Origin of the sequence: Paenibacillus aceris (assembly GCF_017874035.1) — a bacterium.
Taxonomy (GTDB): domain Bacteria; phylum Bacillota; class Bacilli; order Paenibacillales; family NBRC-103111; genus Paenibacillus_E; species Paenibacillus_E aceris.
Genome location: NZ_JAGGKV010000009.1, coordinates 34,313 through 60,178 on the forward strand (window position 1 = coordinate 34,313; position 25,866 = coordinate 60,178).

Consider the following 25,866-nt stretch of genomic DNA (forward strand, 5'->3'; position numbering starts at 1 on the left):
AGGAGAGAGTTCAGAGGAAGAAGAAATTCCCTGAACTCTCTTTTTGTAGGAAGCAGATCTTAGTAATGTCTAGCTGTTATGTAGCGAGTGCTCCAGTAACCTGTGTTCAGTGATGAAATGACTACACCTGAGCTCTTCGTATTGCTTATAAAATTACCGTTTCCAACGTAAATTCCTACATGGTCGATTTGGCCAGGCTTGCTCACGCTGAACATGACTAGGTCACCAATAGCTAATTTGCTCTTGCTGGGAACTCGGGAACCGAAGCTCGTTTGAGCTTTAGAGCCCCATGGGATGCTTACGCCATTTTTCTGGAACACAAATTGTGTAAATGCGGAGCAATCAAATGTCAGATGCTGTGGGTCTCTCGTACCAAAACGGTAGGTTACTTTGCCGATATATGATTTTGCAGTATTCACAAATTTATGACCATTCGTCGCGTAAATCTCTTGTGCTGAAGCAGATGCAGGCATTGACACCCCAACCGTCGAAAATAGTACTGTAAGCGCTACAGTGGTAGAAATAACTAGTTTTTTCATATGTATTAACACTTCCTTATTCCAAATTTGGTAGTTAGAAGGCTTTATGGGATAACTGTACCATAGAAAATCATGGTGAACCCTAGTTGATTACTGGTTCTGAAGGGGATATTAACCAATGTAATTCTTGTTAGCCGAAAGTAGATTAATATAAGATGAATGATATAAATGACCAGAGGAAGGACTAAGCCGTCATGATTCAATATCAAAATGAACACGTTACTGTATTCCAAAGCGCACTCTTTCAAACCACTTCCACGGTGATCCAAACCAAGGAGATGGTACTCATCGTAGACCCGAATTGGCTGCCTAATGAAGTCGCGGCGATTCAAAATTATGTCCATGCGATCAAAGGGGAGCGGGAGACATATCTTCTTTTTACCCATGGCGATTTCGACCATATTATTGGGTATCAAGCATTTCCGGATGCGACAACAATTGGCAGTTTGGAACTTCAAAATCACCCTAAGAAAGAGCACAAGCTGAAGCTGATCCGGGATTTTGACAACCAAAATTACATCACCAGAAACTATCCCATTCAGTTTCCAGAGCTGGATATTGTGGTCCAAGAAGATGGTCAACAACTTCAACTAGGAGAGACAACATTGACTTTCTATCACGCGCCTGGTCACACGGCTGATGGCTTGATGACGGTCGTTGAACCGCTCGGTATTTGGATAGCAGGTGATTATGTATCGGATTTTGAGCTTCCATTTATTTATCAGAGCGCTAAAGCCTATAGTCAAACCCTTGAAAAGTGCTGCATGATGCTTGAAAAGCATTCTATTCAACTCTTAATTCCTGGACATGGTCTGGCAACTTCGGAACATAAAGAAATGAAGAGACGTCTGGAGATGGCTTCCGATTATTTGAAGCGGCTTCGGCAGTCCGTTATTGCGAATGATGAGCCTGCGCTAGAAGCTCTTTATCAAGAGCATGCCTTTCTATCGTCCTTTACCGAAGAATGTCATAAGGAAAACGTGAGTATTATGAAACGAGAGTACTTGTAGTTCTGTCCTAATTTGATGATGAGATGGCTGCCTGTGGAGGGGAAGAAATGAGAACGGAAAATGAAATGCTGCAATTAATTGTTCAATTCGCTCAAGAAAACGAGCATATCCGTGCTGTTATCATGAATGGATCGCGTGTTAATCCGAACGTTCCGAAAGATATATTTCAGGACTATGACATTGTGTACGTGGTGGCATCGCTTCAGTCTTTTATAAACGACCGCAGTTGGATTAAACGGTTTGGGGAATTAATTATTATGCAAACGCCTGATGAAATGGGCCCTGAAGCTTCAGAACCGTTTCACAAATTTGCCTTTCTCATGCAATTCACAGATGGAAATCGGATCGATCTTACGTACTTTGCGGCTGACCAGGTGGCTGCTCTCGGGAGAGACAGCTTAAGCGTGCTTTTGCTGGATAAGGATGGTATCATCGAGCCCTTTGCGGAACCAAGCAATCGTGATTATTTGCCGGAACCGCCAACCGCAGCCGAGTTTGCCAATTGCTGCAACGAGTTCTGGTGGGTAAGTACATATATTGCCAAAGGGTTGTGGCGCAGGGAGCTTGCCTATGCGAAATTTATGTATGATCGGCCGGTTAGGGACATGCTGATAAAGATGCTGCAATGGCATATCGGAGTGAAAACCGATTTCGCCGTTGATTCAGGGAAATGCGGCAAATATTTCGAGACCTACTTGGAGCCTGATTATTGGGCGGCATTTGTTCGAACGTATTCGGATGGAGACTATGACAATATGTGGAACGGGCTTTTTGTCATGTGTGAACTTTTCAGAGAAACAGCGCTCGGAGTGGCTGATCATTTCGGTTATCCGTATGCTGCAGAGGAAGATGAACGTGTGACAGCTCATTTGGCACATGTGAGGGAACTTCCTTCAAATGCAGATGGCATTTACTGAGGATCATAGACGGAGGCAGAAAGAAGACGATAGGGGGGCTAAGTATGCAAGAATTTGTTGGCACTTGTAAAACATGCGGCAAACAAATCTTTTGTCGGGAAGGCTTTCTTGACGGTGTTGTTTTGGAGGATAAAAGCCTTATTTGCTTTGCTTGTTTGGAGCAGTCCGCGAGTATTCCCGATTGATTTCCGCCTTCAGACGGAGAATGATTAAATCCTCAAGTCGGATGATTGAGTTCCTGTACGCAGGTAAGATGAACGTATGGAAATCAATCATTTTGAAAAGATGAGGTGCGCAATTGAATAAGGAAGCGAATAACAAAAAGCTGATTTTAATCGGCCTCCTGTTAGGGCTCGTGTTCTCCGAATTGGACCAAACTGCCGTGTCCACGGCATTGCCAACCATAATTCGGGATCTGCATGGGCTATCACTTTACGGTTGGGTAGCAGGAATTTACATACTCTCGATCACGATGTTCATGCCTATTTTCGGCAAATTGGCCGATATTTACGGACGAAAGAAAATCTATTTGAGCTGTGTCGCCCTGTTCTTGGCCGGTTCTGTCATTTGCGGTTTATCGGGCTCTATGACAATGCTGCTGATCGGCAGATGCATCCAGGGCATCGGCGCAGGCGGCCTCATGCCATTAGGCATGATCATCATCGGAGATACGTTCCCCTTAGAGCAGAGGGCAAAAGTACAAAGTATTGTCGGTCCATTATTAATTTTGCCACAATTGCTAGGGCCTACCGTTGGCGGATATTTTGTCAGCCATGTAAGTTGGCATTGGATATTTCTCATCAACATTCCAGTCGGTGTGACCGCGGCAGTTTTCGTTTCGAAAGGACTGCGCGAGTCGAAGCATGCGGAGAGACAATTGATTGATTGGGCAGGCGCCATCACGCTTGTTCTCTCTATGCTGTCGCTGCTGCTGGCACCTGTATTAATCGATGTAAAAGGATATACTTGGACTTCTCCGATCATTATTGGCTTGCTGGTGTTATCCTTGGCGCTTATCGTCCTATTCGTGCGTATCGAAGCGAAAGCCAAGGAACCGATCATCCCACTTGTACTGTTCAAAAATCGCTCCGTAGTCGTCCTATCCATTATCGTATTTTTGACGATGCTCGGTATTATGGGGGGAATGTCCGGATTCCCGTTCTTTGCTCAAAATGTCATGGGCATGACACCGACAGCCTCCGGTTACTTGTCATTAGCTTTCATGGCAGGGGCCATTCCGGCAAGTGTGCTTTGTGGAAATCTGATAACAAAAGTTGCTTACAAGCATCTGTTCATCGTTTCGTTCATTTTTCCGATCGCCAGCTTTATTATGCTGTCACGTATACACGTGGATACGACTGTGCTGTATATCATCGTTTCGTTTTTCATTATGGGGCTCGGGATTGGGGTATTATTCGGGTCCGATAATCTCATTGTGCAGGAATCCGTCAGCAAGGAACATAGCGGGGTAGGCGTGGCAACCGTTCAATTATTTCAGGCCATTGGGACGACGCTGGGCTTCAGTATTTTCGGCAGTCTTCTTTCGAGAAATATTACCAGCGGCATCTCCGGTTTATCGGATCAATTTCCCGCAGGCACTAGCGAGTCCATCATGAATGGAGGCATTCCGCAAGGGCTTTCCGCAGATTTACTGCTGCAGATCAAGCTGGTTTTTGCTGAAGCTTTCCAGCACATCTTTGCGATTAGCATCGGCTTCGCCGTTGTAGCCTTCCTGGTCACCTGGATCATGAAAAAAGAAGTTTTAACGTCTAAAGAAGAAACGCCTTCCGCACCATCTGTTGTGACTTCGAGTTCAAGTGTGTAATTCAGTAAGTGCTTGTTCCAATAAAAAGCCTAAGAGCCGATTAGAAACGGTCCTTAGGCTTTTTGAATGTTTAGAAGAACAAGATATTAGAATATTTATACAAAACATGATAATATCCAATGTACTTTGCCTGATGTTAGGAAGATAATATTTTGTGTAATCGTTTTCTTTCTGATTATTTCGATACATTTTATATCGGAAAATTGAGAGGAGGAGCACTCAATCTCAACCCAGATCGAACATAAATATTGCACCAGAACACCACAAGTAAGGTCACTATTTTATGGGAGGATTTGAAACCAAAGGATGAGAAAAACATCTGCTTATGTGGCTTCAGTGTTATTACTATCCTTATTGCCCCTTAACTATCCTAATGTAGCGGTCGCCGATGCCGTGGATATTTACAAAGATCCGGCTGCACCGATTGAACAGAGGGTTTCTAACTTGTTAAGCAAAATGACGCTAGATGAAAAAATCGGTCAGATGGTTCAAGCAGAAAAGGCATCTCTTTCCACGGTTTCCGACGTTCAAACATATTTTTTAGGTTCTGTATTAAGCGGCGGAGGATCCGTTCCTGCTGCTGGAAATAATCCAACAGCCTGGAAAGCCTTGGTTGACAAATACCAAAATCAAGCTTTAGGATCGCGTCTCGGTATTCCAATCATTTACGGTGTAGATGCTGTGCATGGTCATAACAACCTGCAGGATGCAACAATGTTTCCGCATAATGTCGGATTGGGTGCAGCTAATGATGCGGATCTTGTGAAGAGAATCAGCAGCGCTACCGCCGAAGAAGTAAGAGCGACTGGAATTCAATGGACATTTGCTCCCGTTATTTCAGCCGTTCAAAATATTCGCTGGGGCAGAACGTACGAAGGCTACAGCGAAGATCCGCAAATCGTCAGCAAGCTCGGCGTTGCGGCTGTACAAGGCTTGCAAGGCGATCCAAACGATCCTGGATTTTTGAAAGGCAATAAAATCGTTGCCAGTATCAAACATTACATTGGAGACGGCTTAACAGATAACGGGGTAAATACTGGCAACATCACGATTCCGGTTCCGGCAGGAAAAACGCTGAATCAAGCCAAAGATGAATACTTGGCTCCTTACCTTGCCTACTACAAAAAAGCGGTAGATGCAGGCGCACGTAACGTAATGATCACATACAGCGGTATTAACGGACTGAAATCGCACGCGGATACACATCTGATTACGGATGTGTTGAAAGGACAAATGGGATTTACGGGCTTTGTCGTTTCGGATTATGACGCCATTCAACAGATCGTCGTAGATGATCAAGGCAATGATGTAAGCGGAGCAGCCAACTATAAAAAACAAATTAAAGCTAGTGTAAATGCCGGCGTTGATATGTTCATGCTTTCCGCTAAAGGGAATACGACAGCTAGCTCCGGGGCAGGGAGCGGTTGGGCTGGATTCATTAACAACTTAAAATCGTTGGTAGGCTCTGGCGATGTATCAATGGCACGGATTGATGATGCCGTTACCCGAGTTCTCAGAGTCAAGTTCGAGAATGGGCTGTTCGAACAGCCATTATCGGATAGTGTAAATAGTCCTTCGAGTGTAATCTATAACGCAGACCATGCTGCGCTTGCTCGCGAAGCGGCTAGAAAATCTCTTGTTCTTTTGAAAAACAGTAGTAACGTACTTCCATTGAAAAAAGATGGATCGCAAAAAATTATCATGATTGGCGATAAAGCAAGCCATATTGGTTATGAGCTTGGCGGCTGGTCGCTCACTTGGCAGGGTTCAGGAAATGCGATTACGAAAGGCACGAACCCACTCGACGGTATTAGAAATGCGGTAAATGCCGGAGCAACTGTGGATTGGGATCAAACAGGAGCAACTGCTACAGCAGGTCATGATATTGCAATCGCCGTCATCGGGGAAGATCCTTATGCGGAAGGCAGTGGTGACCGTAAAGGTACGGACTTGACTTACGGAACAGGTGGCGGAGCATCCAGCGATACTAGCATTGTCGCTAACCTGAAAGCGGCTAAAGCAGCTAATCCGAATTTAAAAGTGGTTATTATCCTCTTATCGGGCAGACCTCTTGTCATCACTAAGGATATCGATAGTTGGGATGCCGTTGTAGAAGCTTGGCTTCCAGGTTCAGAAGGCGGAAATGGTATTGCTGATGTCGTATTCGGCGACTACGATTTCCAAGGCAAACTGCCTTATACGTGGCCTCGTGATTTCGCTGAAATTAATGCGAAAGACAAAAGCAACCCTTTATTCCCACTCGGATATGGCTTAACTTATGCAGCTACAAGACCTGGCAGTTCATTGACAGGTACTGACCAAGCAAATGCAAATCAACAATTCAGTTTGACCTATACATTACAGAACTTGAATCAAAATGCGTTCGCGCAAGATGTAACGGTAACTTACGATCCTACAAAATTGGAATACGTTTCTGCAAATCCGATTAAGGACGGCGTTACAATCGTAGACAAAAAAGCGACATCCGGCCAAATCCGCTTTATCTTGGCCAATGTTGGATCCAATCATGATGCAAACGGAGATTGGCTGAATCTAAATTTCCGTGTGATTTCGCCGCAATCCGCCAATGCGTCTGTCATTGTTTCTAATGTAAATCTGGCTGATGCACAAGGTGTGGAGTCCACGGTAAGCGGTACTTCCCATAGTGTTCAAATTATCGTGGTTGACAAAGCAGCCCTGAGCGCCGCAATTGCAGATGCTCAAAGCAAATACGATGCAGCAACAGAGGGAAGCAATCCTGGACAATATCCATCAGGCTCAAAAGCTGCCCTGCAAGCTGCTATCACAGCTGCTACTACGGTTTTGAATAATACGGGGGCTACACAAGCCAACGTAAATCAAGCAGTAACGGATCTGAATGCGGCCATCCAAACATTCACATCCTCGGTTATTGCTCGTGCAGTTAGCGATGTAACTGGTGACGGTAAGATCAGCGTCGGTGACTTGGCTGTTGTTGCTGCTGCTTATGGTAAAACATCGACAGATTCAGACTGGAATCAATACAAAGCTGCGGACGTTAACAATGACGGCAAAGTAGATATTACAGACCTTGCAATTGTTGCAAGCTCAATCCTAAAACTGTAATCTCTCAGACTACGAGCAGTCTGCTGTAAAGCAGGCTGCTGCCGTTTTCCCTTCGCTCCAATAAAAAACCTAAGAGCCGTTGAGAAACGGTTCTTAGGTTTTTTTTAGTAATGAGGAGCTTGTGTTACTCAAAAAAATAGGGGTTGCAAACCCTTACAATGGCATATATAATCAATTTAGTATTACTAGTAATACTAGTTGTACAGCTTGGAGTGAGCTCTTTGATGGTTTGTCTAACTTTGGTACAGAAGTAGTAGTAGAGCTCCTTTAGGAGGGTCACAAGAACGATGAACATTAAATTGGATGCATCACGAGATGCAAAGGGATTAGTCCGCGACTATGTCCACGATACACTAAAGAGAAACATTATGGAGCTAAAGCTAGAGCCTGGTCGGTTCATTTCTGAAAAAGAAGTCGTCGAAATGCTGCAGGTTAGCCGCGCCCCGATCCGGGAAGCGTTCGTTAAGCTGTCGCAAGAGGAATTGATCGAGACGATTCCGCAGAAAGGTTCATTCATTTCGCTGATCGATCTTGAGCTTGTCGAGGAATCGAGATTTGTAAGAGAGACGATGGAACGCGCCATCATTCGGCAGGCTTGCGAGATGCTTAATGCGGAACAAGTGATGCAGCTGCAAAATCTGATCTCGCTCCAAGAGCTGTGCGTCGAGGGGAATAATTACGAGCGATTGTTTGAACTAGACGAAGAGTTTCATAAAACAATCATCGTTGGCTGTGGCAAATACCGGACTTGGAACTTACTGCAGCAGCTAAGTACTCATTACAATCGAATCCGCTTTCTGAGATTGGCAGTTAATTACGATTGGCAAATCATTCTTTCCGAGCATCAAGCGATTACACGGGCGATCCGCGAGAAAAATCCCGACGAGGCTGAGAAGGCGATGGGCGAACATTTGGGCCGCGTCAGCTTCGAAAAGGAAGAGCTTCGTCTGAAGTACCCCTCATATTTCAAGTAGGTCCTTCCATCGATATATGCGTTTCTCAGCAAAAGCTTTCAAAAACTTTCAGCAAAGTTTTTGGGGGCTTTTTTATTTAATTTCATGTTAAAATTGTTAATAGGATATATTTTACAAATGCGAATATACGGGAGTGTTGTAAAATGCCGTGGCCAATGGTGCACCTGGAGAGGAACGGGACTTGAAAAAATGGATCGCTCTTTTTCTTCTCACTGCCCTTTGTATCGTTAATTACTTGCAAAATGATTCGCTTGACCAAGACCCCTACCTCATCACGGATTACAGTCGACTGCATCCAGTAAAAGTAACAAGTGTAGTTAAAGGTCATGAGGAGCAGCAGCTGCGGAATCTGTTGCAGGAAGCACGGGAAAAGCATTTGACTGTCTCCATTGCCGGACAACGGCATAGCCAAGGTGGACATACGTATTACAAAGACAGCGTTGTCATCGACATGACTTCATACAACCGAGTGCTATCTTTCGATCCACAGCAAAAACAGATTCGTATAGAAGCTGGAGCGACATGGAAAGACTTACAGGATTACGTCAATCCCTATGGGTTGGCGGTGAAGACGATGCAGTCGCAAAACCTTTTTACGATCGGTGGATCCCTTAGCGTGAATGCGCATGGCCGGGATATTCGAAACGGATCACTCATTAAAAGCGTTGAAGCGTTCCGCTTGCTTCTCGCAGATGGACGCATCGTTAACGTAAGTCGAAATGAGAACGCAGAGCTATTTAATCTTGTTATCGGCGGTTACGGTTTGTTCGGAATTATACTTGATGTAACGCTTGCATTGACTGAAAACGAGATGTATAAGCTGCGGTTCGATAAGATGGACGTCAGTTCGTACAGTCAGTATTTTGAGGAGCAGGTGAAGGCAAATCCTGATATTCATCTGCATATAGCGCGTATATCGGTAGCGCCTGACCATTTTTTGAAGGAAATGTATGCATTGAATTATGCGGTAGAGCGTTCCGTTCCGTTGGAAGGGAATGACCAATTGAAAACGAGAGAAGACGGCGTGATCATCTCGAAGCTGATGTTCAATTTGAACCGTACATTCGACTGGGGGAAAAATGTGCTGTGGAAGTTGCAAAAGCCGCTTTTTGCCCAGCAGGAAGGAAACTTAATAACGAGGAACAACGCTATGCGTTCAGAATCTCAGTTCATGGACTATCACCAAGCGGGGAGCAATGATATTTTGCAGGAATATTTCATCCCGGTCAAAGAATTCGCCGGTTTTGTTGATGACATGAGGATGGTGCTGCAAACGGAGAAGTTGAATCTGCTGAATATCACGGTACGATATGTGAACCATGATGAGGAAGCTGCGCTCTCCTATGCAACGGACGACATGTTTGCGCTTGTTTGTCTGTTTAATGTTCCTTTGTCAAAGGAAGGGCAGGATCGTGTGCGCTCAGGTATCCAGACTGTGCTTGATCGCGTGATTGAGCACAAGGGATCGTATTATTTGCCGTATATCGCGTATCCGCGGCTTGATCAATTTCGTACGGTCTACCCGAGATCTGCAGAGTTTTTTCAAAAGAAAGAGCAGTACGATCCAGATCATGTTTTCATGAACTACTTTTACACGGATTACAAAGGGGAGTAACCAGTGATGGATACAAAATGGCTCATTCGCTCACAAAGTATCGTGACGCTGGCAGCAGGCATGATTTATCCCTATTATTTATTGTTTTTAAAAAATCTCGGCAACAGCTACTCGAAATACGGGCTTGCATTTGCTGTCTTCACGATTAGTTCAGCGGCTGTGTCGCAATGGCTGGGTTCGAAACTGGATCGTCACGGCATCCGTCTGCTGACATGGAGTTCGCTAGGCATGATGGCTGCAATGCTGAGCTTCCCTTGGGTAGCGAGCTATTCATGGGTATTGGCTTTGCAGCTTCTGATGGGCGTATGCAATGCGATGCAAAAAATGAGCGAACGTCTGCTGCTTGCTGACTATACCGAAAAGGGCGAGCGTGGACCTGTTATTGGGACTTTTCATTTTTGGACATCGGTCGCTTCAGGTTTCGCTGTCATCCTGGGCGGTTATGTGATTGATTGGTTGACGATCAACGCGCTTTTTTATGCTAGTGCATTGTTATATGCGAGTAGTGCATGGGTGACTTGGCGGGCAAGGAAAAGGAGGGAATGATATGGAGGGCGATCAATGTCTCGGCACTGCGATTGAAATTTATCACATGCATATTTTTCCTCGTTATGAGCAAGATGGGTTTGCATGGCAGGAACCGATTGACACAAAGAACGCGAAAGAGCGTTTATCCGAAACAAGGGAGAGAATACGTGATCTTATTTCTTGACGTAATTAAATAACTTTACTAAACTTAATTACAAATAGTAAGTATTAAAGGAGGAACTTTCAATGTCCACGACCTTACCTTCAGATATGAAGCTCGGTATTGTAAAATTATATGTTTCAAATCTAGAACGTTCTATTCGCTTCTACCAAGAGATCGTTGGTTTGCGCTTAGGAAAATCTAACACAACGTCAGTTGAACTGACGGTAGACGGCAGTACCCCCTTTCTAATGCTGGAAGAGATGGCCGATGCACGGGTCACTCCCCGCAGATCAGCAGCAGGGCTTTATCATTTTGCCATTCTGCTGCCGACACGGAAAGATCTCGGTCTTAGCTTAAACAATTTGATTCAGTCAGGCATCCATATTGGCCAAGCGGATCATTTAGTGAGCGAAGCGCTGTACATCACAGATCCGGATCATAACGGGATTGAAATCTATTGCGACCGGCCCAGAAGCGAATGGCGCCGCGATGCGCTCGGTAATTACATCATGGCCTCTGATCCGATCGATTGGGACGGCTTGCTGAGCGAAGCGGAAGGAACGGAATGGAGCGGTTTACCGGCCGGAACGACGATGGGACATATTCATTTCCATGTAAAAAATTTGCAGAAGTCCAAAGAGTTTTACTGCGATCTTCTTGGCTTTGATGTGGTGGCAGATGCAAGAGAGACGATGAGAGCTTTATTCATCTCCGCCGGCGGATATCACCATCACATCGGGTTGAACGTTTGGGCTGGCGAAGAGGCACCCTCGCGTCCTGCCAATGGAACAGGGCTTGATTATTACACGCTTGTCTTCCCTAATGAGCAAACACGTAATGAGGCGATTGACCGGTTGAAGCATGCTGGCGTATTAGTGGCAGAGATTGACGAGACTGTAACGGTAACAGATCCATCCGGCATTCAATTGAGATTAGTTTACGACAAGTAAAGCCAATGCGAGCAGAAGCAGTTGTTGGAGAAATCCTGCAGCCTGCTTCTTTTTTATTGTCTGCCCCTCCATTGAGCCGTCTGCTAAGTTACTTATTTTAGGAATAGTTCCGGATTGTCCGTTTCCCTTCTCGCGAACCAGGCATATTTTAGCATAAGGAAGGCATGTACAGAGGAGGAGTTTTTATGCGTCTGGTTGCTAGTAAATGGTCGAAGTTCGCAGTCCTGCTGCAGCATTCCGGCGTCGCCAAGCATATTCCTGCGATGCGCCGTTATAGCGCGGAGAATCTTGCAGCGATGCTTCGTCAATTTCAATTTGTCGTGGCAAAGCCGATTGTTGGTACCGGTGGCAGTCGTGTTATGAAAATCCAAAAAGCTGGTAACAGCTATATGCTGCACAGCGCAGGAACGAGAACCATGTATCGCAATTGGAATGAATTGTTGCAGGCTATTAACCGGATAAGTCAGAAGCGCCCTTTAATGATTCAGCAGGGCATTCACTTGGCCACCATCGATGGTCGGCCAGTCGACTATCGGGTCAAGCTGGCAAAAGTTGGACGAAAATGGGAGATTCGAGCGGTTGTTGGGCGATTAGCTCGTCCGGGACTATTTGTCACGAACCTTTGTCAAGGGGGCACGCAGTTGAGAGGCAGATATGCCGTAGGATGGACATTCCCTGCAGCGCAGGTTAAATCCAAAATCGACACCATGGTAGGCGTATCCCGAACGTGCACGATGCTGCTAGAGGCCAAATATCCAGGCATTGGCATGCTAGGTTACGATTTTGGGATTGATAAACTGGGAAGTGTTTGGATTTTTGAAGTGAATACAAAACCCCACTAAATACACTGAATTCGCCACATGCTTGAAGCCCACACGTCTTATTTCTGAGCGCATACCTATATGGTAGATGTACAACTACTTACGAGGTCGCAGGAGGCTCACCCATGTATAAAATAATATGCCACTGGAGCCGGTTGGATTGGAACTTTCCCGAAGTTGTCATGAAGCAAGAATACGAAACGAATCAAATTTGGAAAAAGGCAATGCCCGCCAGCGTGAAAGTTGATCTTCAAGGACAATTCTATGTCTCTGTCCCGCGTTGGTCTCACGGTATTCCTGCGACGATGAATCGCATCGTTGTCAAGGAGGGAAAGCCGCTGCTGGAGGCCTTTCCGAGCTGGGATTGGAATACAGCAGGCCAAGTGGATGTCTTGCAATCCGTGCTTGGCTATGAAATTGATGAATATAATCGGATGTGGCTTCTGGATCAAGGCAAAATGGCATACGAACCATCGGCAGAAGGTTCGCAGAAGCTTGTGATTTGGGATTTGAACACTAATAAGTTGATCGACTCTATCGTCATTCCCTCTGAGATTGCACCCTATCGGACATCTTTTCTGAATGACCTCGTTGTGGATAATAAAAATGGATTCGTTTATATAACAGATTCCGGCTGTGGACACCAGGATCATCCGCTTCGTGGAGGTATTATTATTTACAACATGAGCACCAAAACGTTGCGGCGCGTGTTGGACCAGCATTTCAGTACACAGGATTTCCCTAATTTTCATTTTCAAATCGATTACAAGCCTGTGTTCAAGGATAAGCCACTGCGTATCGGCGCCGATGGCATTGCTTTGTCAGCGGATCGATCTACGCTTTACTATTGCCAAGCGACAGGCCGCAATTTATATGCGATCCATACAGGGCTGCTGCGTAACGAGCAAATGCCTCTAGAGCAAATAAACGGCGCCGTGCAGGTTCTTGGCAGCAAAGGAACGACGACTGACGGTATGCACGCCGATAATCGAGGCAATTTATTTTACACCATGCTGGAGGGGAAAGGGATCGGTTTCTTCGATGCGAGAGATCGCAGCTTCCACAAATTCGTTTCGGACGACAGGATGCTGTGGGTGGACGGGGTTGCTTTTGATCAGAAAGGTTCCATCATTTTTAACAGCAACCGGCTTCACGAGATGTTTGGGGACGATGACATTGATTGGAGCAATCCGTACAACTTAATTATATGGAAAGCTTATGTGGGGAAAGATGCCAAATCTTATTTGTATGGGTAATCGCATAGGACTCTCTATAGGAATCTGGATAAAAGAGAACTGTCCTTCGAGTAGATGAACTACTTTGGGGACAGTTTATTTTCATTGTTTTGTTTTGAGCCGTTTCAGTTCCGCTACAATGACAAAGGATACGATCACTAGTAAAAACCAAGCGACAATTTTGGATGGATGTACGAAATGCCAGCTATGATCTTGATTGGGATATCGCCAAGCGTCCAGATAAGTCGCCATATTTTCTGCAATCCAAATGAAAAAACCGATGCACAGAAATGAGAGTGAGAGTGGCATCGCATAACTGATTTGACCTAACTTAAATCCGACTTTTGACCGGTAAAAGAGAATGCATAGCAATATGATGAGCAAATATCTCACATCAAAGATGAAATGATGAGTAAAGAAATTAAGATAAATACTTACGCCAAATGGAACAGTGATCCCAATTGGCGGGTAGGCGTCCAAGGAAAGCTCCAATCTTCGCCATGCTTGACAGATAAAACTTGCCACGCTTGCATACATAAAACCGCTGTAGAGCGGAACGCCATACAATTTGCTAAACCCTTCCTCTGGATAACTCCATGACCCCATATGTACTTTGAACAATTCTAAAGCGATGCCGATTAAATGAAAAACACAGATAACTTTTAGCTCATCTTTTGTTTCAAGTTTGCTTACGTACATGAACAGTTGCAACAGAATACAGCCAGCTAGTATAAAGTCATATCTGGGGAGACCAGGAATAGTTAACAGTTTGCTTAACGCAAGTGTTAGAAAAATACCTACGGGAAATATACAAGACATCGCTGCATGGTAAGTAAAAACACATAATTGTTTCAGTAACAGTCTCATGTCTTTGTCACCCTTCCGATTGCTGATCACATCTAGTATATCGAAGACTCTGATACAAATTGACTAGTATTGGATAAGTTTTGTTCAAATAAATACATGAAACCGATGGGTTTCATGTATTTTCCATTTTCAGCAAACGTTAAGTTGGTTTTCAACTTTCTTTCAGCCCCCGCTCAGTAGAGATTCAGCCTATCCCCTTAAACTGCTTACATGTGAGATGTATATGACGAAGACAATCGTGGTCTTGGTACATGGGAGAGGGGAATCATCGATGAACTTGAATCGGAAAAAGAAATGGATCATTGTCGTTGTGGCTGCGATGCTGTGTGGGGCAGGAACTTACTATTACATACATAGCAAGTCGAAGCCTGCAGTAGCTGCATCTGAGCAACAATCGGCGATGAAGGTGACGAAAGGCTCGATATCTTCATCCATATCGGGAACTTCTCAGTTGGATGCGAAAGATAAACAAAATATTGTCATTCCGGTGGACGCGATCATTAAAACGATGAACTTAACGCAAAATCAAGCGGTTAAGAAGGGAGATGTGCTCGTAGAGCTGTCTGTTCCATCTACCGAAACGAACCTCAAAGAAGCACAGGTGAGCCTGCAGCAGTTGGAGAAAGAACTTTCAGAGCTGCAGGGCGAACAGAACCATATGAGCGTATCCGCTTCGATGAGCGGAAAGCTTACGTTAGCAGCCAACTTGGATGTGGGCAGTCAAGTGAACAAGACGACGAAGATTGGAACGATCTCAGATACTTCGCAATTCAAAGTCAAGCTGCCGTTCCCGCTACAAGAAGCTGTTCAATTGCAGAAAGGCGATAACGTTGAACTAACAGTTGACGGGTATTTGCTTTCTAAAGTTGGGACGGTTTCAACGGTTTCTCGTGAAATGAAGGCTGATACGAATGGAAATAAAGTTGTTGATGTGGAAGTTTTGGTTTCAAATGACGGGACGCTTTCCTCGGGCTTGAAGGTGAAAGGCAGCATCGGCAGCGGCGATGACAAAATAGAGTCAACGGAACTAGCAGCTTTAGATTACGTGCGCACGGCACCCATTTTTTCGGAAGCTAGCGGAACAGTCAAAAGCCTGAAGTTTAAAGACGGAGAAACGGTGAAGCAGGGGGACCTCATCGCAAGCTTATTTAACGATGATCTCCAGCAAAACATCATCAGCAAGCAAGCGGCTATCGACAGCCAGAAAATTAAAGTTGACGATGCACAGCAAAAGGTAGATCAATTGACAATCACAGCGCCTTTTGACGGCGTGTTCTCGGCGGACTTTGCCAATAGCAAAAGCAATGTGCTGCGCAACTATCCGGTCGGCGCGCAAATTACTGCCAATACGACTTTAGGGGCGGTAGCGAGCTTAAGTACGATGCAGCTGCCCATTGCCGTGGATGAGCTGGATTTAACGAGTGTGAAGGTGGGGCAGAAGGCAGTAGTAAAAGTCGATGCGATATCGGGCAAATCTTTCGAGGGTGAAGTGACTTCCGTGTCCAATGTAGGGACTACTTCGAACGGCGTTACGACGTATGATGCGGTCGTTTCCATTCCGAACTCGGAAGCGAGTGAGCTCAAATACGCGATGACGGCAACAGCTGAAATTTTTATTCAAGATAAAAAGGACATCCTAGTCGTGCCGATTCAGGCCATTACGACGACAAAGGGCAAATCTACCGTTTCTCTGAAGAAAGCGGACGGAACTGTGGAAGAGCAGCATGAGATTAAGACCGGTATTCGCAGCAAAACGCAGGTTGAGATCTTGAGCGGCTTGGCAGAAGGCGACGAAGTGGTCATGCCAGTACGCAAGGCTGCTACGACAACGAACCAGCAAAGGACACAAGGCGGTTTTCCTGGTGGCGAAGGCGGTCCTCCGGCTGGCTTCCAAGGCGGTGGAGCCGGCGGTGGCTTCCAAGGTGGTCAAGGCGGTGGAGGTACGCGCCAGTGAATAATCAGCTTCGCGGAAAGGAGCGAGTCGTATGAATATCATTGAACTAACGGGAGTCACCAAGAGCTACGCCCGTGGGGAAGAAGAGCTGCAAATTCTGAAAGGGATCACACTGCATATTGCGAAAGGTGACTTTGTTGCGATTATCGGTCCCAGCGGATCGGGGAAATCCACCCTGATGAACACAATCGGGCTGCTGGATATTCCGACCTCAGGCACATATTCGCTCGATGGTGTCTCCACCGAGAAGATGTCCGACAATGGTCTTGCCGAACTACGGAACCGGAAGATCGGCTTTATTTTCCAACAATTCAACCTGTTGCCCAGATTGTCAGCCATCGAAAATGTGGAATTGCCCATGATTTATGCGGGCATTCCTGCCAAACAGCGCCGAGAACAAGCACAGCGCATGTTGGAGAAGCTGGGGATGGGTCAGCGCGGACATCATAAGCCTAGCGAATTGTCCGGTGGACAGCAGCAAAGGGTGGCGATCGCGAGAGCGCTAGCTATTTCACCATCATTGATTTTGGCGGATGAACCTACCGGAGCTTTGGACTCCAAAACAGGGATAGAAGTGCTGGAGTTAATCCAGGAGCTGAATCAGCAGGGCAACACCATCGTGTTGATTACGCATGATAATCATATCGCAGATCATGCCCAGCGTGTTGTTACGCTTCGAGATGGCGAGATTATCAAGGACGTTCGCAATGAAACGATGCTTATTCCACAAGTGGAGGAGGCGGTTTCGCTATGAGACTTTGGGAGCTTTTCCAAATGGCCATGGCCACTGTACGCTCAAATCCGCTCAGGACGGTTTTGACGATGCTCGGCGTTATTATTGGCGTAAGTTCGGTTATTACGCTCGTCTCCATTGGGCAAGGCACCTCCAAATCGATTGAGAAGCAGTATGAAGGTCTAGGGACGAACCTGCTGACTGTTAACCTGCTTGGCAATGGCCGCGCAACCCAACTGAAATATGAAGAACTCATGGACCTGGAGAACACAGCGGGGATTAGCGCGATTGCGCCGACGATGACCAGAGCCAGTACGAGCATTAAATATGACCGTACCACGGAAACGTATATTGTACTAGGTACGAATGACCGTTATCTGAGCATGCAAAAGGGGGAAATCGGCAGCGGCCGATTTCTAGCCCAAGCAGATTTGGACTATCGCAATCATGTGGCTGTCATTGGTACCGAAGTGGCGACGAAGTTTTTTGGCAAGGATGATCCGATCAATGAAGAAATCAATGTCAATGGCTACATGTATACGATTATTGGTGTTTTGAAAAGCAAAGGCTCGAATACAAGCGGGACGTCGCTGGACAGCTCGGTTATTGTGCCACTGCCAACGATGAGCAGAGACTTTAAACTAGGATCAATTCGTTCTACGTATGTTGAAGCAGCTAGCGGCGATGATGTGAGCAGGGTGCAGGCCGTGCTGGAGCGATATTTAACGAACAAATTCAAAAGTACGACAGGATTTAACATTTTCAACTCCTCCGAATTGATCAGTGCCAAACAAACAGCGTCCAGCACGCTAACGAACCAGTTAGTAGCTGTAGCAGCCATTTCGCTTCTGGTAGGCGGTATCGGAATCATGAACATTATGCTTGTGACGGTAAGTGAAAGAACACGAGAGATTGGGATTCGTAAATCCATTGGAGCTAAACGCCGGAATATTCTGCTGCAATTCTTGGTGGAAGCGACGTTAATCAGCGGCATGGGGGGATTCATTGGCCTTGTTCTTGGCGTAGGTTTATCGCTCGCATGGCCTTACATCAATCCGAGCCAAGCTACGAGTCTTTCGTTAAACGTAGGATTATACGCGTTCTTATTCTCGGCTTTAGTCGGTGTCATTTTCGGATTATATCCGGCCAACAAAGCTTCCAAATTGAAGCCAATCGATGCCCTTCGTTATGATTAGTGACTGCTGAATGAATTGTTTACTATTAAAAAGCTACGGGAGGTAAAACATCATGATCCGCAAATTAACATCGATTTCTTTGAAAAATACGACACTAGCTTTGTTCTTAACCGGCAGCATAGCCGCTGCCTCGTTACCCGCTGGGATGGTTCATGCCGCCGGGGAAGCGGTATATATCTCATCATCTTCCTATTTTACATTAAGCCAAGCTGCGCTTTCGTCTTCATCGCTTCAGTTTGCCGTATCCATACATAATGGAGACAACAAGGCAATTGACTTCAATCAATACGGCGTGCGGGTAACAGATACGGCTGGGCACAGTTATACAGCCAAATTGAGCGAAAAGAAGAGCGCGAGCGTTCTTCCCGGTCAAGAGGCGAGTTACCGCTTTTACGCCAATTTAGACGAAGGCGAAACGGCGGATCAGCTGAAAATTGACGTCTTCCGCTGGGATGCGGGGCAGGCTGATTTTATGAATCATCTCGGTCAGCTGCCCGTCAGTTCTGCGCTTGGCGAGGGCCAGGCGAGCGTGCCGGAAGAAATTATTAATCTTCGAACAGTGGACAGCACGTTGGCGAATGATTCCTCGCTTGCGTTCCAGTTAGGACAAAGCGTTCGCGTTTCGGAAAATGGCAAATGGTATCTTTATACGCAGGTGTCAGCCAAAAACCTTGGTTCCAGTTCTGTTAAACTGCCTGCAGGACTTCAGTACCGATTGGTGGATGCCAATGGTATGAAGTACGATTCATCGATCGCAAATGGATCAGGAACAACTTTCCTTCCGAACGAAGCGGATACAGTGACGTTAAAAACGCCGATCTCCAAACAAATGGCGATGTCGGGTGTTTCGTTGGAATTTTATTATTTGAATCAAAGTGAAGATGTGACGCTTGGGAACATGAATCTTAGCACTTCTCTTCAAACAACTGCGCTAGATACGAAGGTGGTGTACAGCGGTCAGCAGACAGGCGAGCAAATGACAGTCAAAGCGAGCTCAACCAAGTATGCCAATCAAGCTGATGGCGTTCATGTGCAAACGATCGTGACACTAAGCAATGACGGGAAAGAGGCTGCTGCAATTCCTTCGTTCTTCGCTGCGTATCAAGTTGGCGAATCCGGCACAGCTTTGACCGCTACGGATAATACGGCCCGTGATACGTATTTGGCTCCGAATGAAACGACGGATTATTACTTCAACGCGGTTCTGCCGGTAGGGGTTGATCCTAATACGGCGCAGCTTGTCCTCTGGCAGAAGACATCGGATTCCTCGGCGAGCTCTGGCGGCGCAACATCGTCTGCTGCAGCGAATGCAACGAGCACATCGGCAACTGCCGAAAATAGTACCTCTGCAAGTACAAGTATGAATACAAATGCAAATACAAGTTCATCCGCGAATACAAATACAACTGTAGGACAAATGCCTGTTGCTGTATTCCAGCTTAAAGGCGCAGTCGAAGCCCAAAACGGTTTCACGACAGCTGTCAGTTATACGATTGGCAGCAAGTTGAATTTGACTAATAGCGCTATCGTGAACAAAAATGTAGATGTTTCGCTCGTTGAGCTTCACGCGCACGAAAACGATGATCTAGGCTACAAAACGGCCATCGCCAAGTATAAGTTCACAAATAACGGCACCAGCACGATTGCACTGCCTGAGCTTCAGAACGAGCTGCTGGATAGCAGCGGCAATTCATACACGGGCACGCGTCAAAGCTCAGTCACGACACAGCTTACGCCGGGCAGCTCTTATGTGGTCAGTTACTCCTATTTGCTGCCAAACGGTAAAACAGATGACGATGAAACTTTTGCACTGAACATTTTCGATGATAAATCGGTGTCCGAAGGCAAAGTGTCGGCAGGAACGTATCAGGTTTCTCTGCAGAAGGACGAAAACAGCGACACGCTTGATCTGTATCCATTCTCTTTGAAAGTCAACAGTGATTCGATCAGCTGGCTTTACAGTAGCGGCTCTTATTCATATCAATTAAATCTCGATCTTGATATCACGCATGAGGATCAGGTCATCATTGACTCGAACTTCTCCAAAATTGAATTCGATATGGTGGATTCCCTCGGTCGCATCGTGGGCACCCAAACGTCCACACTAGTTGGCACTGGCAAGTTGATAAGCGGCAGTCAAAAAATTGTCGTCACTGGATTAAAAAATGAACAGGTAGACTCTGGCGTCGTCGTCAACATGTATGAAGTCATTGATACCCCTAACGGGACAGCTAAGCGCCTGATCAAGCAATTCCATTAAAATAACTTAGGTTCCTTTGAGGCGTCTGTGTGCTTTTCGCATATGGGCGCCTTTTTCATTGGTTCACCAAAAATTGCCGGACGCCCAACACCTAGGTTTCCGTCATAATCCCACCGTTAACATGCAGCACCTGTCCGGTTACAAAGGAGGAATCATCCGATGCCAGATAAATGTAGGTCGGCGCTAATTCGAAAGGTTGGCCAGCCCGTTTCATCGGTGTTTCCAAGCCGAAAGTTTTGACGTATTCGGCGGAATAACTGGAAACGATGAGGGGGGTCCAGATCGGACCTGGAGCTACTGCGTTCACGCGGATGCCTTTCTTCACGAGCTGAAGTGAAAGCGAACGAGTAAAAGAGACAACGGCGCCCTTTGTTGCAGAATAATCTACAAGCAGAGGGGCTCCGGCGTAGGCTGTCACAGAAGCTGTGCTTATAATAGAACTCCCTGATTTTAAGCAGGGAAGCGCTGCTTTGGTCATATAAAAATGAGGGAAAATATTCGTCCGGAACGTGTCCTCCAGCTGCTGGGCACTAATATCCATAATGCTCTCCTGCGGAAATTGCACGCCTTGGTTCAGGACGAGAATATCGATTTTTTCGAAGCATTCCAATGTTTTACTCACAACTTCTGCGGAGAAAGCCTCGTCTCTTAAGTCACCGGCAATTAGAAGAGCTTGACGTCCATATTGAGACACCATTTCCATCGTAGCCCGGGCATCTTCATGCTCATATAAATAGACTAATACAACATCTGCGCCTTCTTTGGCGAAGCCGATGGCAACGGCTCTCCCGATCCCGCTGTCTCCGCCTGTGATAATTGCAACCTTACCTCTAAGCTTTCCGCTTCCAACATATTCAGGATTATCTGAAATGGGGGTGGGAAACATTAAGTATTCCAAACCTGGCTGCTTATCTTGATGCTGCGGCGGGAAGGTCACAGGCTTATTCTCACAATTCAATTCATAGCTGTAGTAAGGATACATCGGATACATAGGTAATCCTCCAATCTTTTTACAGAAGCAGGATATTCACCTAGTTTATAAATGGTTCTGACGCGACGGGTTGCTCTGCCAATTAAACTCCATTCATGCTGTAGGATCAGCTTTGACGGATACGTGCTGAAGAAATAGAATGCTCAAAGTCAACCCGATGAGCATGAGGGAGAGAAAGACGATCCATTCTATTTTCTCATTTTTTTTCTTCAAACGGGGAATCTCATATGCCGTAATTGCCCCATAAAGGAGGATAGTGAAAATGAGTTTGATCATGGATTAGCCCCCTGACTCTTGGATAAGCCCCAAACGTTTTAGGCTCACATTAGGATGAATGGATACTTCGAGCTCAGGGAAAGTCTCATCCCAATTCTGTTTGAATTGTTGATTCCATTGCTTCGGAAAGGAGCGATACACAGCCCTGCCAATCCCAAAAATATCGGATTGATATTTCTTCTGTGCTTTATCCAGAGCTAGCTGCACTCTGTCCTTGAGCTCTTTATTCAGCTTCATTTGAAGATAATTGATCATGTCAATTTGACTTACTTTGATTCCTGAGGCATTCTCTAGCAAATTAGCATCAACACGGATATTGACATCGATTGATAAACGGCTACCGGTAAGCTTTGGAACGATATCGGATTGAACCGTAATAATTTCCATGCTGACTTTACCGCCTCCCTTTTCCTTCGGAATATTGATGGTAATGACACCAATGGATATTTCGTTTCGCAGGTAAAGAAGTCCGCGTGTTTCCATATCATCCAGCCAACCGACCAATTTATCTTTTTTGAAAACAGCTGAACCTGAAATGATTTGCGTTTGCTGCTGTGACGTGCTTGCTACGCTTTGTTCCGATTTCATTTTAACTTCCCTGGGCACCAGCTCAAATTGCGGAGAAACAGGCTCGATCCCCTCATCCAGTATCATATCCCAGAATTCTTTGATTGTAATTTTAAGCCCGATGCCTTGTTTGGTTAGTTCTCTCGTTTCTTCGGAAGGCACTTTCTCCAGGAGTGCTCGGCTGTTTAATAAATCAGCGGCTTCTCCTTTCGTACAGATCAAGTAGCTGTGAAGGCGTGGTTCATGATATCTGGCAAAAAAGTCAATGATGTGAGAAATACCTTCCTTGGCCAGCTTTTCTCCAATGATTAAATCTCGGCTGTGCGCAAAGAAAATATGTCGCGATATTTTCTTTTGAAGATTCCGGTATGCGTCCGAAATGGTTTCGCCTGTCGCTGAAATCACGAATGTACTGCTTTTCTGATCTCCTCCGCCAGTGCCCATAGTTGAAGATCCGAGTTTAGCCGGGATGCCTACTTGAATGGATAATCGCAATTGTTTATCCGGCATGAGGTCTAATCCAATAGCCGTTACAATACCAATATCATTAATCTCTATACGATTCCAACAACCTGCAAGAAGAGGAAGGATCATAGAGAACAGCACTAATATGCTAAGTTTTTTCATGATTCTCATCTGCCCTTTGGGAACGATCTAGTTTTTGCGGTTTGGCGATTGTGGACGCAGCCATTTCTTGAACCGGCTTGTGTTCTTTTTGGCCGTATCGTGCGGCCGCTCCGACATTGCCCACCATGGCGCACGTACCATTACATCCTTAAGTTCAGTAAGTGTAAAAGGCGCAATGGGGGATAAGTAAGGAACCCCAAAGGAGCGTAGGCGAGTCAGATGAATCACAATGAAAAAGATGCCGAGCAAAATGCCATACAAGCCGAGAACAGCAGCAAGAAACATCATGGGAAAACGCAGCAAACGGATTGCACCGGTTAAGCTATAGCTCGGAAACATAAAGGAGGCAATCCCGGTAATCGATACGACAATGACGAGCGGGGCACCAACAATGCCGGCTTGAACAGCCGCTTGTCCGATGACGAGAGCACCTACAATACTGACGGCTCCGCCAACTGGGCGCGGCAGACGTATGCCGGCTTCCCGCAGTGCCTCAAATGAGATTTCCATGAGGAGTGCTGCTACAAACACAGGAAATGGGACAGATTCCCTTGCGGCTGCGACACTAAACAACAAGTTGGTCGGCAATAGTTCTTGATGATAAGTCGTTACGGCGATGTAGATCGAAGGGAAAAGCAGCGCGATTCCTAGAAATAAATAACGCAGGCAGCGAATAGCGGAAGCCAGCAAAAAGCGTTCATAGTAATCCTCGGTTGCATTCATTAACTGGTAAAAGGTGATCGGCACAATGAGAACGAATGGCGTATTATCACAAAAAATGCCGATTCTGCCTTCCAATAAATTGCCTACAACACGATCGGGACGTTCTGTTTGTAAGACCTGGGGAAACACCGAGTAAGGGTTATCCTCAATAAACTCTTGTATGTAACTGCTTTCTTCAATGGCATCTATTTGAATCCGGTTCAGCCTCGTTCGAACTTCTTCAACGACTCCAGGGTCGGCGATTCCGTCAAGATAAGTAATGACAATCTCCGTTTTGGAGAGCGCACCAATCGTCATACTTTCCATTTTCAGCTGTGTGGTGCGGAGTCGTCTCCGAATCAAACTTGTATTCATGTGTAAATTTTCAATGAAACCTTCGCGCGGACCGTATACGACCGCCTCAGTTGCCGGTTCTTCAACGGAGCGCTGCTCCCACGTTTTTTCGCTTATGATTAAGGCTTGCTTAAACCCGTCAATCAGGAGGACTGTATTCCCATCTAAAATGCCGCTTGCCACTTCCTGCAGAGTTACGCATTTGTTTAAAGCTGCTGAGAAAATCGCATTCTCCAGTTCTTGCGGGAAAGCGGCTTCCAGACATAATGTTCCTTTGAATTGCAGCAACGGGCTTATGATGTTTGAATCCAATCTATCCATATTGACAAGTCCATCCAGAAATACAATGACAGCGTCGTACGAGAAATTAATTTCGAAATTCCGATAAGTAAAATCAAAGGTTCGCTCAAACATGGCTTCCAGCTTTTGAAAATCATCTTGAAGAACTCCCGTCAATATCGTCCTTTCTTGATTCATGTTGAACGCCTCCAAGATATATTAAAGCATCAGGACTTTCTTGCTTTCCGAATCAGTGCAGTAATGAGCAAGCCAATGGGAATCACGATTTGCAGCGGTACATGCAGATAGGGATCAATAAAGCCTTTGCCTACGTCTCTGAATTGAACAAAGTTGGTAGCCAGAATGATGGAGAATGGTGTAATTATCGCACCGAGCGCCAGTAAAACCGAATCATTATTTTTGATTTTAAATAACTGGGATATCGCAACCGAGGCACCGAATGTCCATCCACCAACCTTAAGGAAAACGCCGGCTACCATCAATAAAATAATGATGGCATCGAAGCGCTCGAGAAAATCTGCGATGGAGATCATTCGGGTAGCCGCAAGCAGAGGGAAAAATTCTTGCTTATAAATATTCGGCCCTAACACGGCAATCACGACAAGGGAGTTGAGTGCTAAGAGAATTCCTCCAGCAAAGACGATGGCTATCCCCGTTTTTTTGGCTTTCTTTTGATTATTTAGAAAGGGTAAAAACATGGTAATCAATACGGTTTCTCCAAATGGAAAAACCAAGATCGAGGGGGAAGGGTAGGGGAATACCTCATCCAAAACAGGTTGTATACCTTCACCAAGCACAGGGGTAAGCTGTTTTAAATGGAATTCATCGTTAGTAACCATCATTAATATCCACACTATGACCATGACAAGCATATAAACAGGCAGCAGCATTTCACCCATCTGGCCAAGCGATGTAATGCCTCCGCGCAGGCAATAAACGACTAACACAACAAAGCAGCCGACCACTACAACCATTGGCGTATTCGGCAATATCGTGGATAAAATCAACTCAGCAAAATCTCTGCATGCTGTACTTGCGAGAAAGGTGAAGTAAAGAATGTATAGGATAATGACCGGATAGGAAAGGAACCTGCCGATGATTTTAGGTAGCATCTGGACCAAAGTATCGTTTGGATATAGGGAACACAACTTGACATAAACGCTCATTAGAATTAATCCGCCTAACATAGAGACAAGAACAGCCAACCATGCATCCTGCTTAGCGCCTGCCCCAATGGCAAAAATCAGCGTGTTCCCGATTTCGAACCCGAGCATGACATAGAAAAGCTGCAGCGCGCTTATATGTACTTGTTTCAATCGTCCCAACCACATTTCCACATTGTTACATTTTTTAGTAA

At 45.7% G+C, this 25,866-nt stretch carries 22 protein-coding genes; 15 read left to right on the top strand and 7 right to left on the bottom strand.

The window, feature by feature from the left end; all coding sequences use genetic code 11:
• Nucleotides 1–59: 59 nt before the first annotated feature.
• A complete protein-coding gene (locus tag J2Z65_RS17625; RefSeq protein ID WP_167057980.1) occupies nt 60–539 on the bottom strand; it encodes a C40 family peptidase in 480 nt (159 codons plus the stop codon).
• Between the two features lie 194 nt (nt 540–733).
• Between J2Z65_RS17625 and J2Z65_RS17630 the strand changes: the two genes are divergently transcribed.
• The 11 genes from J2Z65_RS17630 to J2Z65_RS17680 all read left to right on the top strand — a co-directional run bounded on the left by J2Z65_RS17630 (nt 734) and on the right by J2Z65_RS17680 (nt 13,703).
• A complete protein-coding gene (locus J2Z65_RS17630; protein WP_167057977.1) occupies nt 734–1,549 on the top strand; it encodes an MBL fold metallo-hydrolase in 816 nt (271 codons plus the stop codon).
• Nucleotides 1,550–1,596: 47 nt separating this feature from the next.
• On the top strand, nt 1,597–2,466 hold the full coding sequence (locus J2Z65_RS17635; protein WP_167057974.1) for an aminoglycoside 6-adenylyltransferase: 870 nt from the start codon (nt 1,597–1,599) through the stop codon (nt 2,464–2,466).
• A gap of 298 nt (nt 2,467–2,764) precedes the next feature.
• Nucleotides 2,765–4,291, top strand: coding sequence for an MDR family MFS transporter (locus J2Z65_RS17640; protein WP_167057971.1), 1,527 nt, complete (start codon nt 2,765–2,767; stop codon nt 4,289–4,291).
• Nucleotides 4,292–4,597: 306 nt separating this feature from the next.
• Nucleotides 4,598–7,396 carry a glycoside hydrolase family 3 N-terminal domain-containing protein gene (locus tag J2Z65_RS17645; RefSeq protein ID WP_167057968.1) on the top strand — a complete coding sequence of 933 codons (2,799 nt, stop codon included), beginning with the start codon at nt 4,598–4,600 and terminating at the stop codon, nt 7,394–7,396.
• A 287-nt stretch (nt 7,397–7,683) separates the two neighbouring features.
• Nucleotides 7,684–8,370: a GntR family transcriptional regulator gene (locus J2Z65_RS17650; RefSeq protein ID WP_167057965.1), complete on the top strand. Its 687-nt coding sequence runs from the start codon at nt 7,684–7,686 to the stop codon at nt 8,368–8,370.
• A gap of 181 nt (nt 8,371–8,551) precedes the next feature.
• Nucleotides 8,552–9,985: an FAD-binding oxidoreductase gene (locus J2Z65_RS17655; protein ID WP_167057962.1), complete on the top strand. Its 1,434-nt coding sequence runs from the start codon at nt 8,552–8,554 to the stop codon at nt 9,983–9,985.
• A 6-nt stretch (nt 9,986–9,991) separates the two neighbouring features.
• Nucleotides 9,992–10,531: an MFS transporter gene (locus J2Z65_RS17660; RefSeq protein ID WP_167057959.1), complete on the top strand. Its 540-nt coding sequence runs from the start codon at nt 9,992–9,994 to the stop codon at nt 10,529–10,531.
• A gap of 1 nt (nt 10,532) precedes the next feature.
• Nucleotides 10,533–10,697 carry an HIT family protein gene (locus J2Z65_RS17665; RefSeq protein ID WP_167057957.1) on the top strand — a complete coding sequence of 55 codons (165 nt, stop codon included), beginning with the start codon at nt 10,533–10,535 and terminating at the stop codon, nt 10,695–10,697.
• A 62-nt stretch (nt 10,698–10,759) separates the two neighbouring features.
• Nucleotides 10,760–11,626 (top strand): VOC family protein, encoded by an 867-nt coding sequence (locus J2Z65_RS17670; RefSeq protein ID WP_167057954.1) that lies wholly within the window; start codon nt 10,760–10,762, stop codon nt 11,624–11,626.
• Nucleotides 11,627–11,811: 185 nt separating this feature from the next.
• Nucleotides 11,812–12,468 (top strand): YheC/YheD family protein, encoded by a 657-nt coding sequence (locus tag J2Z65_RS17675; RefSeq protein ID WP_167057951.1) that lies wholly within the window; start codon nt 11,812–11,814, stop codon nt 12,466–12,468.
• 104 nt (nt 12,469–12,572) lie between these two features.
• A complete protein-coding gene (locus J2Z65_RS17680; protein ID WP_167057948.1) occupies nt 12,573–13,703 on the top strand; it encodes an L-dopachrome tautomerase-related protein in 1,131 nt (376 codons plus the stop codon).
• A gap of 81 nt (nt 13,704–13,784) precedes the next feature.
• Here the strand turns inward: J2Z65_RS17680 and J2Z65_RS17685 are convergent, their stop codons facing one another.
• Nucleotides 13,785–14,549: a DUF817 domain-containing protein gene (locus J2Z65_RS17685; RefSeq protein WP_167057945.1), complete on the bottom strand. Its 765-nt coding sequence runs from the start codon at nt 14,547–14,549 to the stop codon at nt 13,785–13,787.
• 271 nt (nt 14,550–14,820) lie between these two features.
• On the opposite strand from J2Z65_RS17685, the gene J2Z65_RS17690 reads away from it, so the two are divergent.
• The 4 genes from J2Z65_RS17690 to J2Z65_RS17705 are packed head-to-tail and all read left to right on the top strand — an operon-like array spanning nt 14,821 to nt 20,692.
• Nucleotides 14,821–16,503, top strand: coding sequence for an efflux RND transporter periplasmic adaptor subunit (locus J2Z65_RS17690; RefSeq protein WP_167057942.1), 1,683 nt, complete (start codon nt 14,821–14,823; stop codon nt 16,501–16,503).
• Between the two features lie 31 nt (nt 16,504–16,534).
• Nucleotides 16,535–17,257 carry an ABC transporter ATP-binding protein gene (locus tag J2Z65_RS17695; RefSeq protein WP_167057940.1) on the top strand — a complete coding sequence of 241 codons (723 nt, stop codon included), beginning with the start codon at nt 16,535–16,537 and terminating at the stop codon, nt 17,255–17,257.
• Nucleotides 17,254–18,432, top strand: a complete 1,179-nt coding sequence (locus J2Z65_RS17700; RefSeq protein WP_167057937.1) for an ABC transporter permease — start codon at nt 17,254–17,256, stop codon at nt 18,430–18,432. The genes J2Z65_RS17695 and J2Z65_RS17700 overlap by 4 nt, the downstream gene beginning before the upstream one ends.
• Before the next feature lie 52 nt (nt 18,433–18,484).
• On the top strand, nt 18,485–20,692 hold the full coding sequence (locus J2Z65_RS17705) for a hypothetical protein (protein WP_209856005.1): 2,208 nt from the start codon (nt 18,485–18,487) through the stop codon (nt 20,690–20,692).
• Nucleotides 20,693–20,783: 91 nt separating this feature from the next.
• Here the strand turns inward: J2Z65_RS17705 and J2Z65_RS17710 are convergent, their stop codons facing one another.
• The 5 genes from J2Z65_RS17710 to J2Z65_RS17730 form a co-directional block, all read right to left on the bottom strand.
• The gene (locus tag J2Z65_RS17710; RefSeq protein WP_167057931.1) at nt 20,784–21,683 is read right to left on the bottom strand and encodes an SDR family oxidoreductase; all 900 of its coding nucleotides are present in this window, start codon (nt 21,681–21,683) and stop codon (nt 20,784–20,786) included.
• A gap of 93 nt (nt 21,684–21,776) precedes the next feature.
• Entirely contained in the window at nt 21,777–21,959 is a 183-nt protein-coding gene (locus J2Z65_RS17715) for a hypothetical protein (RefSeq protein WP_167057928.1), read from the bottom strand.
• 3 nt (nt 21,960–21,962) lie between these two features.
• Nucleotides 21,963–23,153 (bottom strand): Ger(x)C family spore germination protein, encoded by a 1,191-nt coding sequence (locus tag J2Z65_RS17720; RefSeq protein WP_167057925.1) that lies wholly within the window; start codon nt 23,151–23,153, stop codon nt 21,963–21,965.
• Between the two features lie 27 nt (nt 23,154–23,180).
• Nucleotides 23,181–24,686: a spore germination protein gene (locus tag J2Z65_RS17725; protein ID WP_167057922.1), complete on the bottom strand. Its 1,506-nt coding sequence runs from the start codon at nt 24,684–24,686 to the stop codon at nt 23,181–23,183.
• A gap of 29 nt (nt 24,687–24,715) precedes the next feature.
• Nucleotides 24,716–25,825, bottom strand: coding sequence for a GerAB/ArcD/ProY family transporter (locus J2Z65_RS17730; protein WP_167057919.1), 1,110 nt, complete (start codon nt 25,823–25,825; stop codon nt 24,716–24,718).
• Between the last annotated feature and the right edge of the window lie 41 nt (nt 25,826–25,866).

Excerpts from the sequence above, each read along its gene's own strand:
- J2Z65_RS17670 (WP_167057954.1), top strand. The coding sequence starts at position 10,760 with ATGTCCACGACCTTACCTTCAGATATGAAGCTCGGTATTGTAAAATTA.
- J2Z65_RS17660 (WP_167057959.1), top strand. The coding sequence starts at position 9,992 with ATGGATACAAAATGGCTCATTCGCTCACAAAGTATCGTGACGCTGGCA.
- J2Z65_RS17650 (WP_167057965.1), top strand. The coding sequence starts at position 7,684 with ATGAACATTAAATTGGATGCATCACGAGATGCAAAGGGATTAGTCCGC.
- J2Z65_RS17695 (WP_167057940.1), top strand. The coding sequence starts at position 16,535 with ATGAATATCATTGAACTAACGGGAGTCACCAAGAGCTACGCCCGTGGG.
- J2Z65_RS17635 (WP_167057974.1), top strand. The coding sequence starts at position 1,597 with ATGAGAACGGAAAATGAAATGCTGCAATTAATTGTTCAATTCGCTCAA.
- J2Z65_RS17665 (WP_167057957.1), top strand. The coding sequence starts at position 10,533 with ATGGAGGGCGATCAATGTCTCGGCACTGCGATTGAAATTTATCACATG.
- J2Z65_RS17725 (WP_167057922.1), bottom strand. The coding sequence starts at position 24,686 with ATGAATCAAGAAAGGACGATATTGACGGGAGTTCTTCAAGATGATTTT.
- J2Z65_RS17705 (WP_209856005.1), top strand. The coding sequence starts at position 18,485 with ATGATCCGCAAATTAACATCGATTTCTTTGAAAAATACGACACTAGCT.
- J2Z65_RS17630 (WP_167057977.1), top strand. The coding sequence starts at position 734 with ATGATTCAATATCAAAATGAACACGTTACTGTATTCCAAAGCGCACTC.
- J2Z65_RS17700 (WP_167057937.1), top strand. The coding sequence starts at position 17,254 with ATGAGACTTTGGGAGCTTTTCCAAATGGCCATGGCCACTGTACGCTCA.
- J2Z65_RS17715 (WP_167057928.1), bottom strand. The coding sequence starts at position 21,959 with ATGATCAAACTCATTTTCACTATCCTCCTTTATGGGGCAATTACGGCA.
- J2Z65_RS17690 (WP_167057942.1), top strand. The coding sequence starts at position 14,821 with ATGAACTTGAATCGGAAAAAGAAATGGATCATTGTCGTTGTGGCTGCG.
- J2Z65_RS17645 (WP_167057968.1), top strand. The coding sequence starts at position 4,598 with ATGAGAAAAACATCTGCTTATGTGGCTTCAGTGTTATTACTATCCTTA.
- J2Z65_RS17685 (WP_167057945.1), bottom strand. The coding sequence starts at position 14,549 with ATGAGACTGTTACTGAAACAATTATGTGTTTTTACTTACCATGCAGCG.
- J2Z65_RS17720 (WP_167057925.1), bottom strand. The coding sequence starts at position 23,153 with ATGAAAAAACTTAGCATATTAGTGCTGTTCTCTATGATCCTTCCTCTT.
- J2Z65_RS17680 (WP_167057948.1), top strand. The coding sequence starts at position 12,573 with ATGTATAAAATAATATGCCACTGGAGCCGGTTGGATTGGAACTTTCCC.
- J2Z65_RS17675 (WP_167057951.1), top strand. The coding sequence starts at position 11,812 with ATGCGTCTGGTTGCTAGTAAATGGTCGAAGTTCGCAGTCCTGCTGCAG.
- J2Z65_RS17710 (WP_167057931.1), bottom strand. The coding sequence starts at position 21,683 with ATGTATCCGATGTATCCTTACTACAGCTATGAATTGAATTGTGAGAAT.
- J2Z65_RS17625 (WP_167057980.1), bottom strand. The coding sequence starts at position 539 with ATGAAAAAACTAGTTATTTCTACCACTGTAGCGCTTACAGTACTATTT.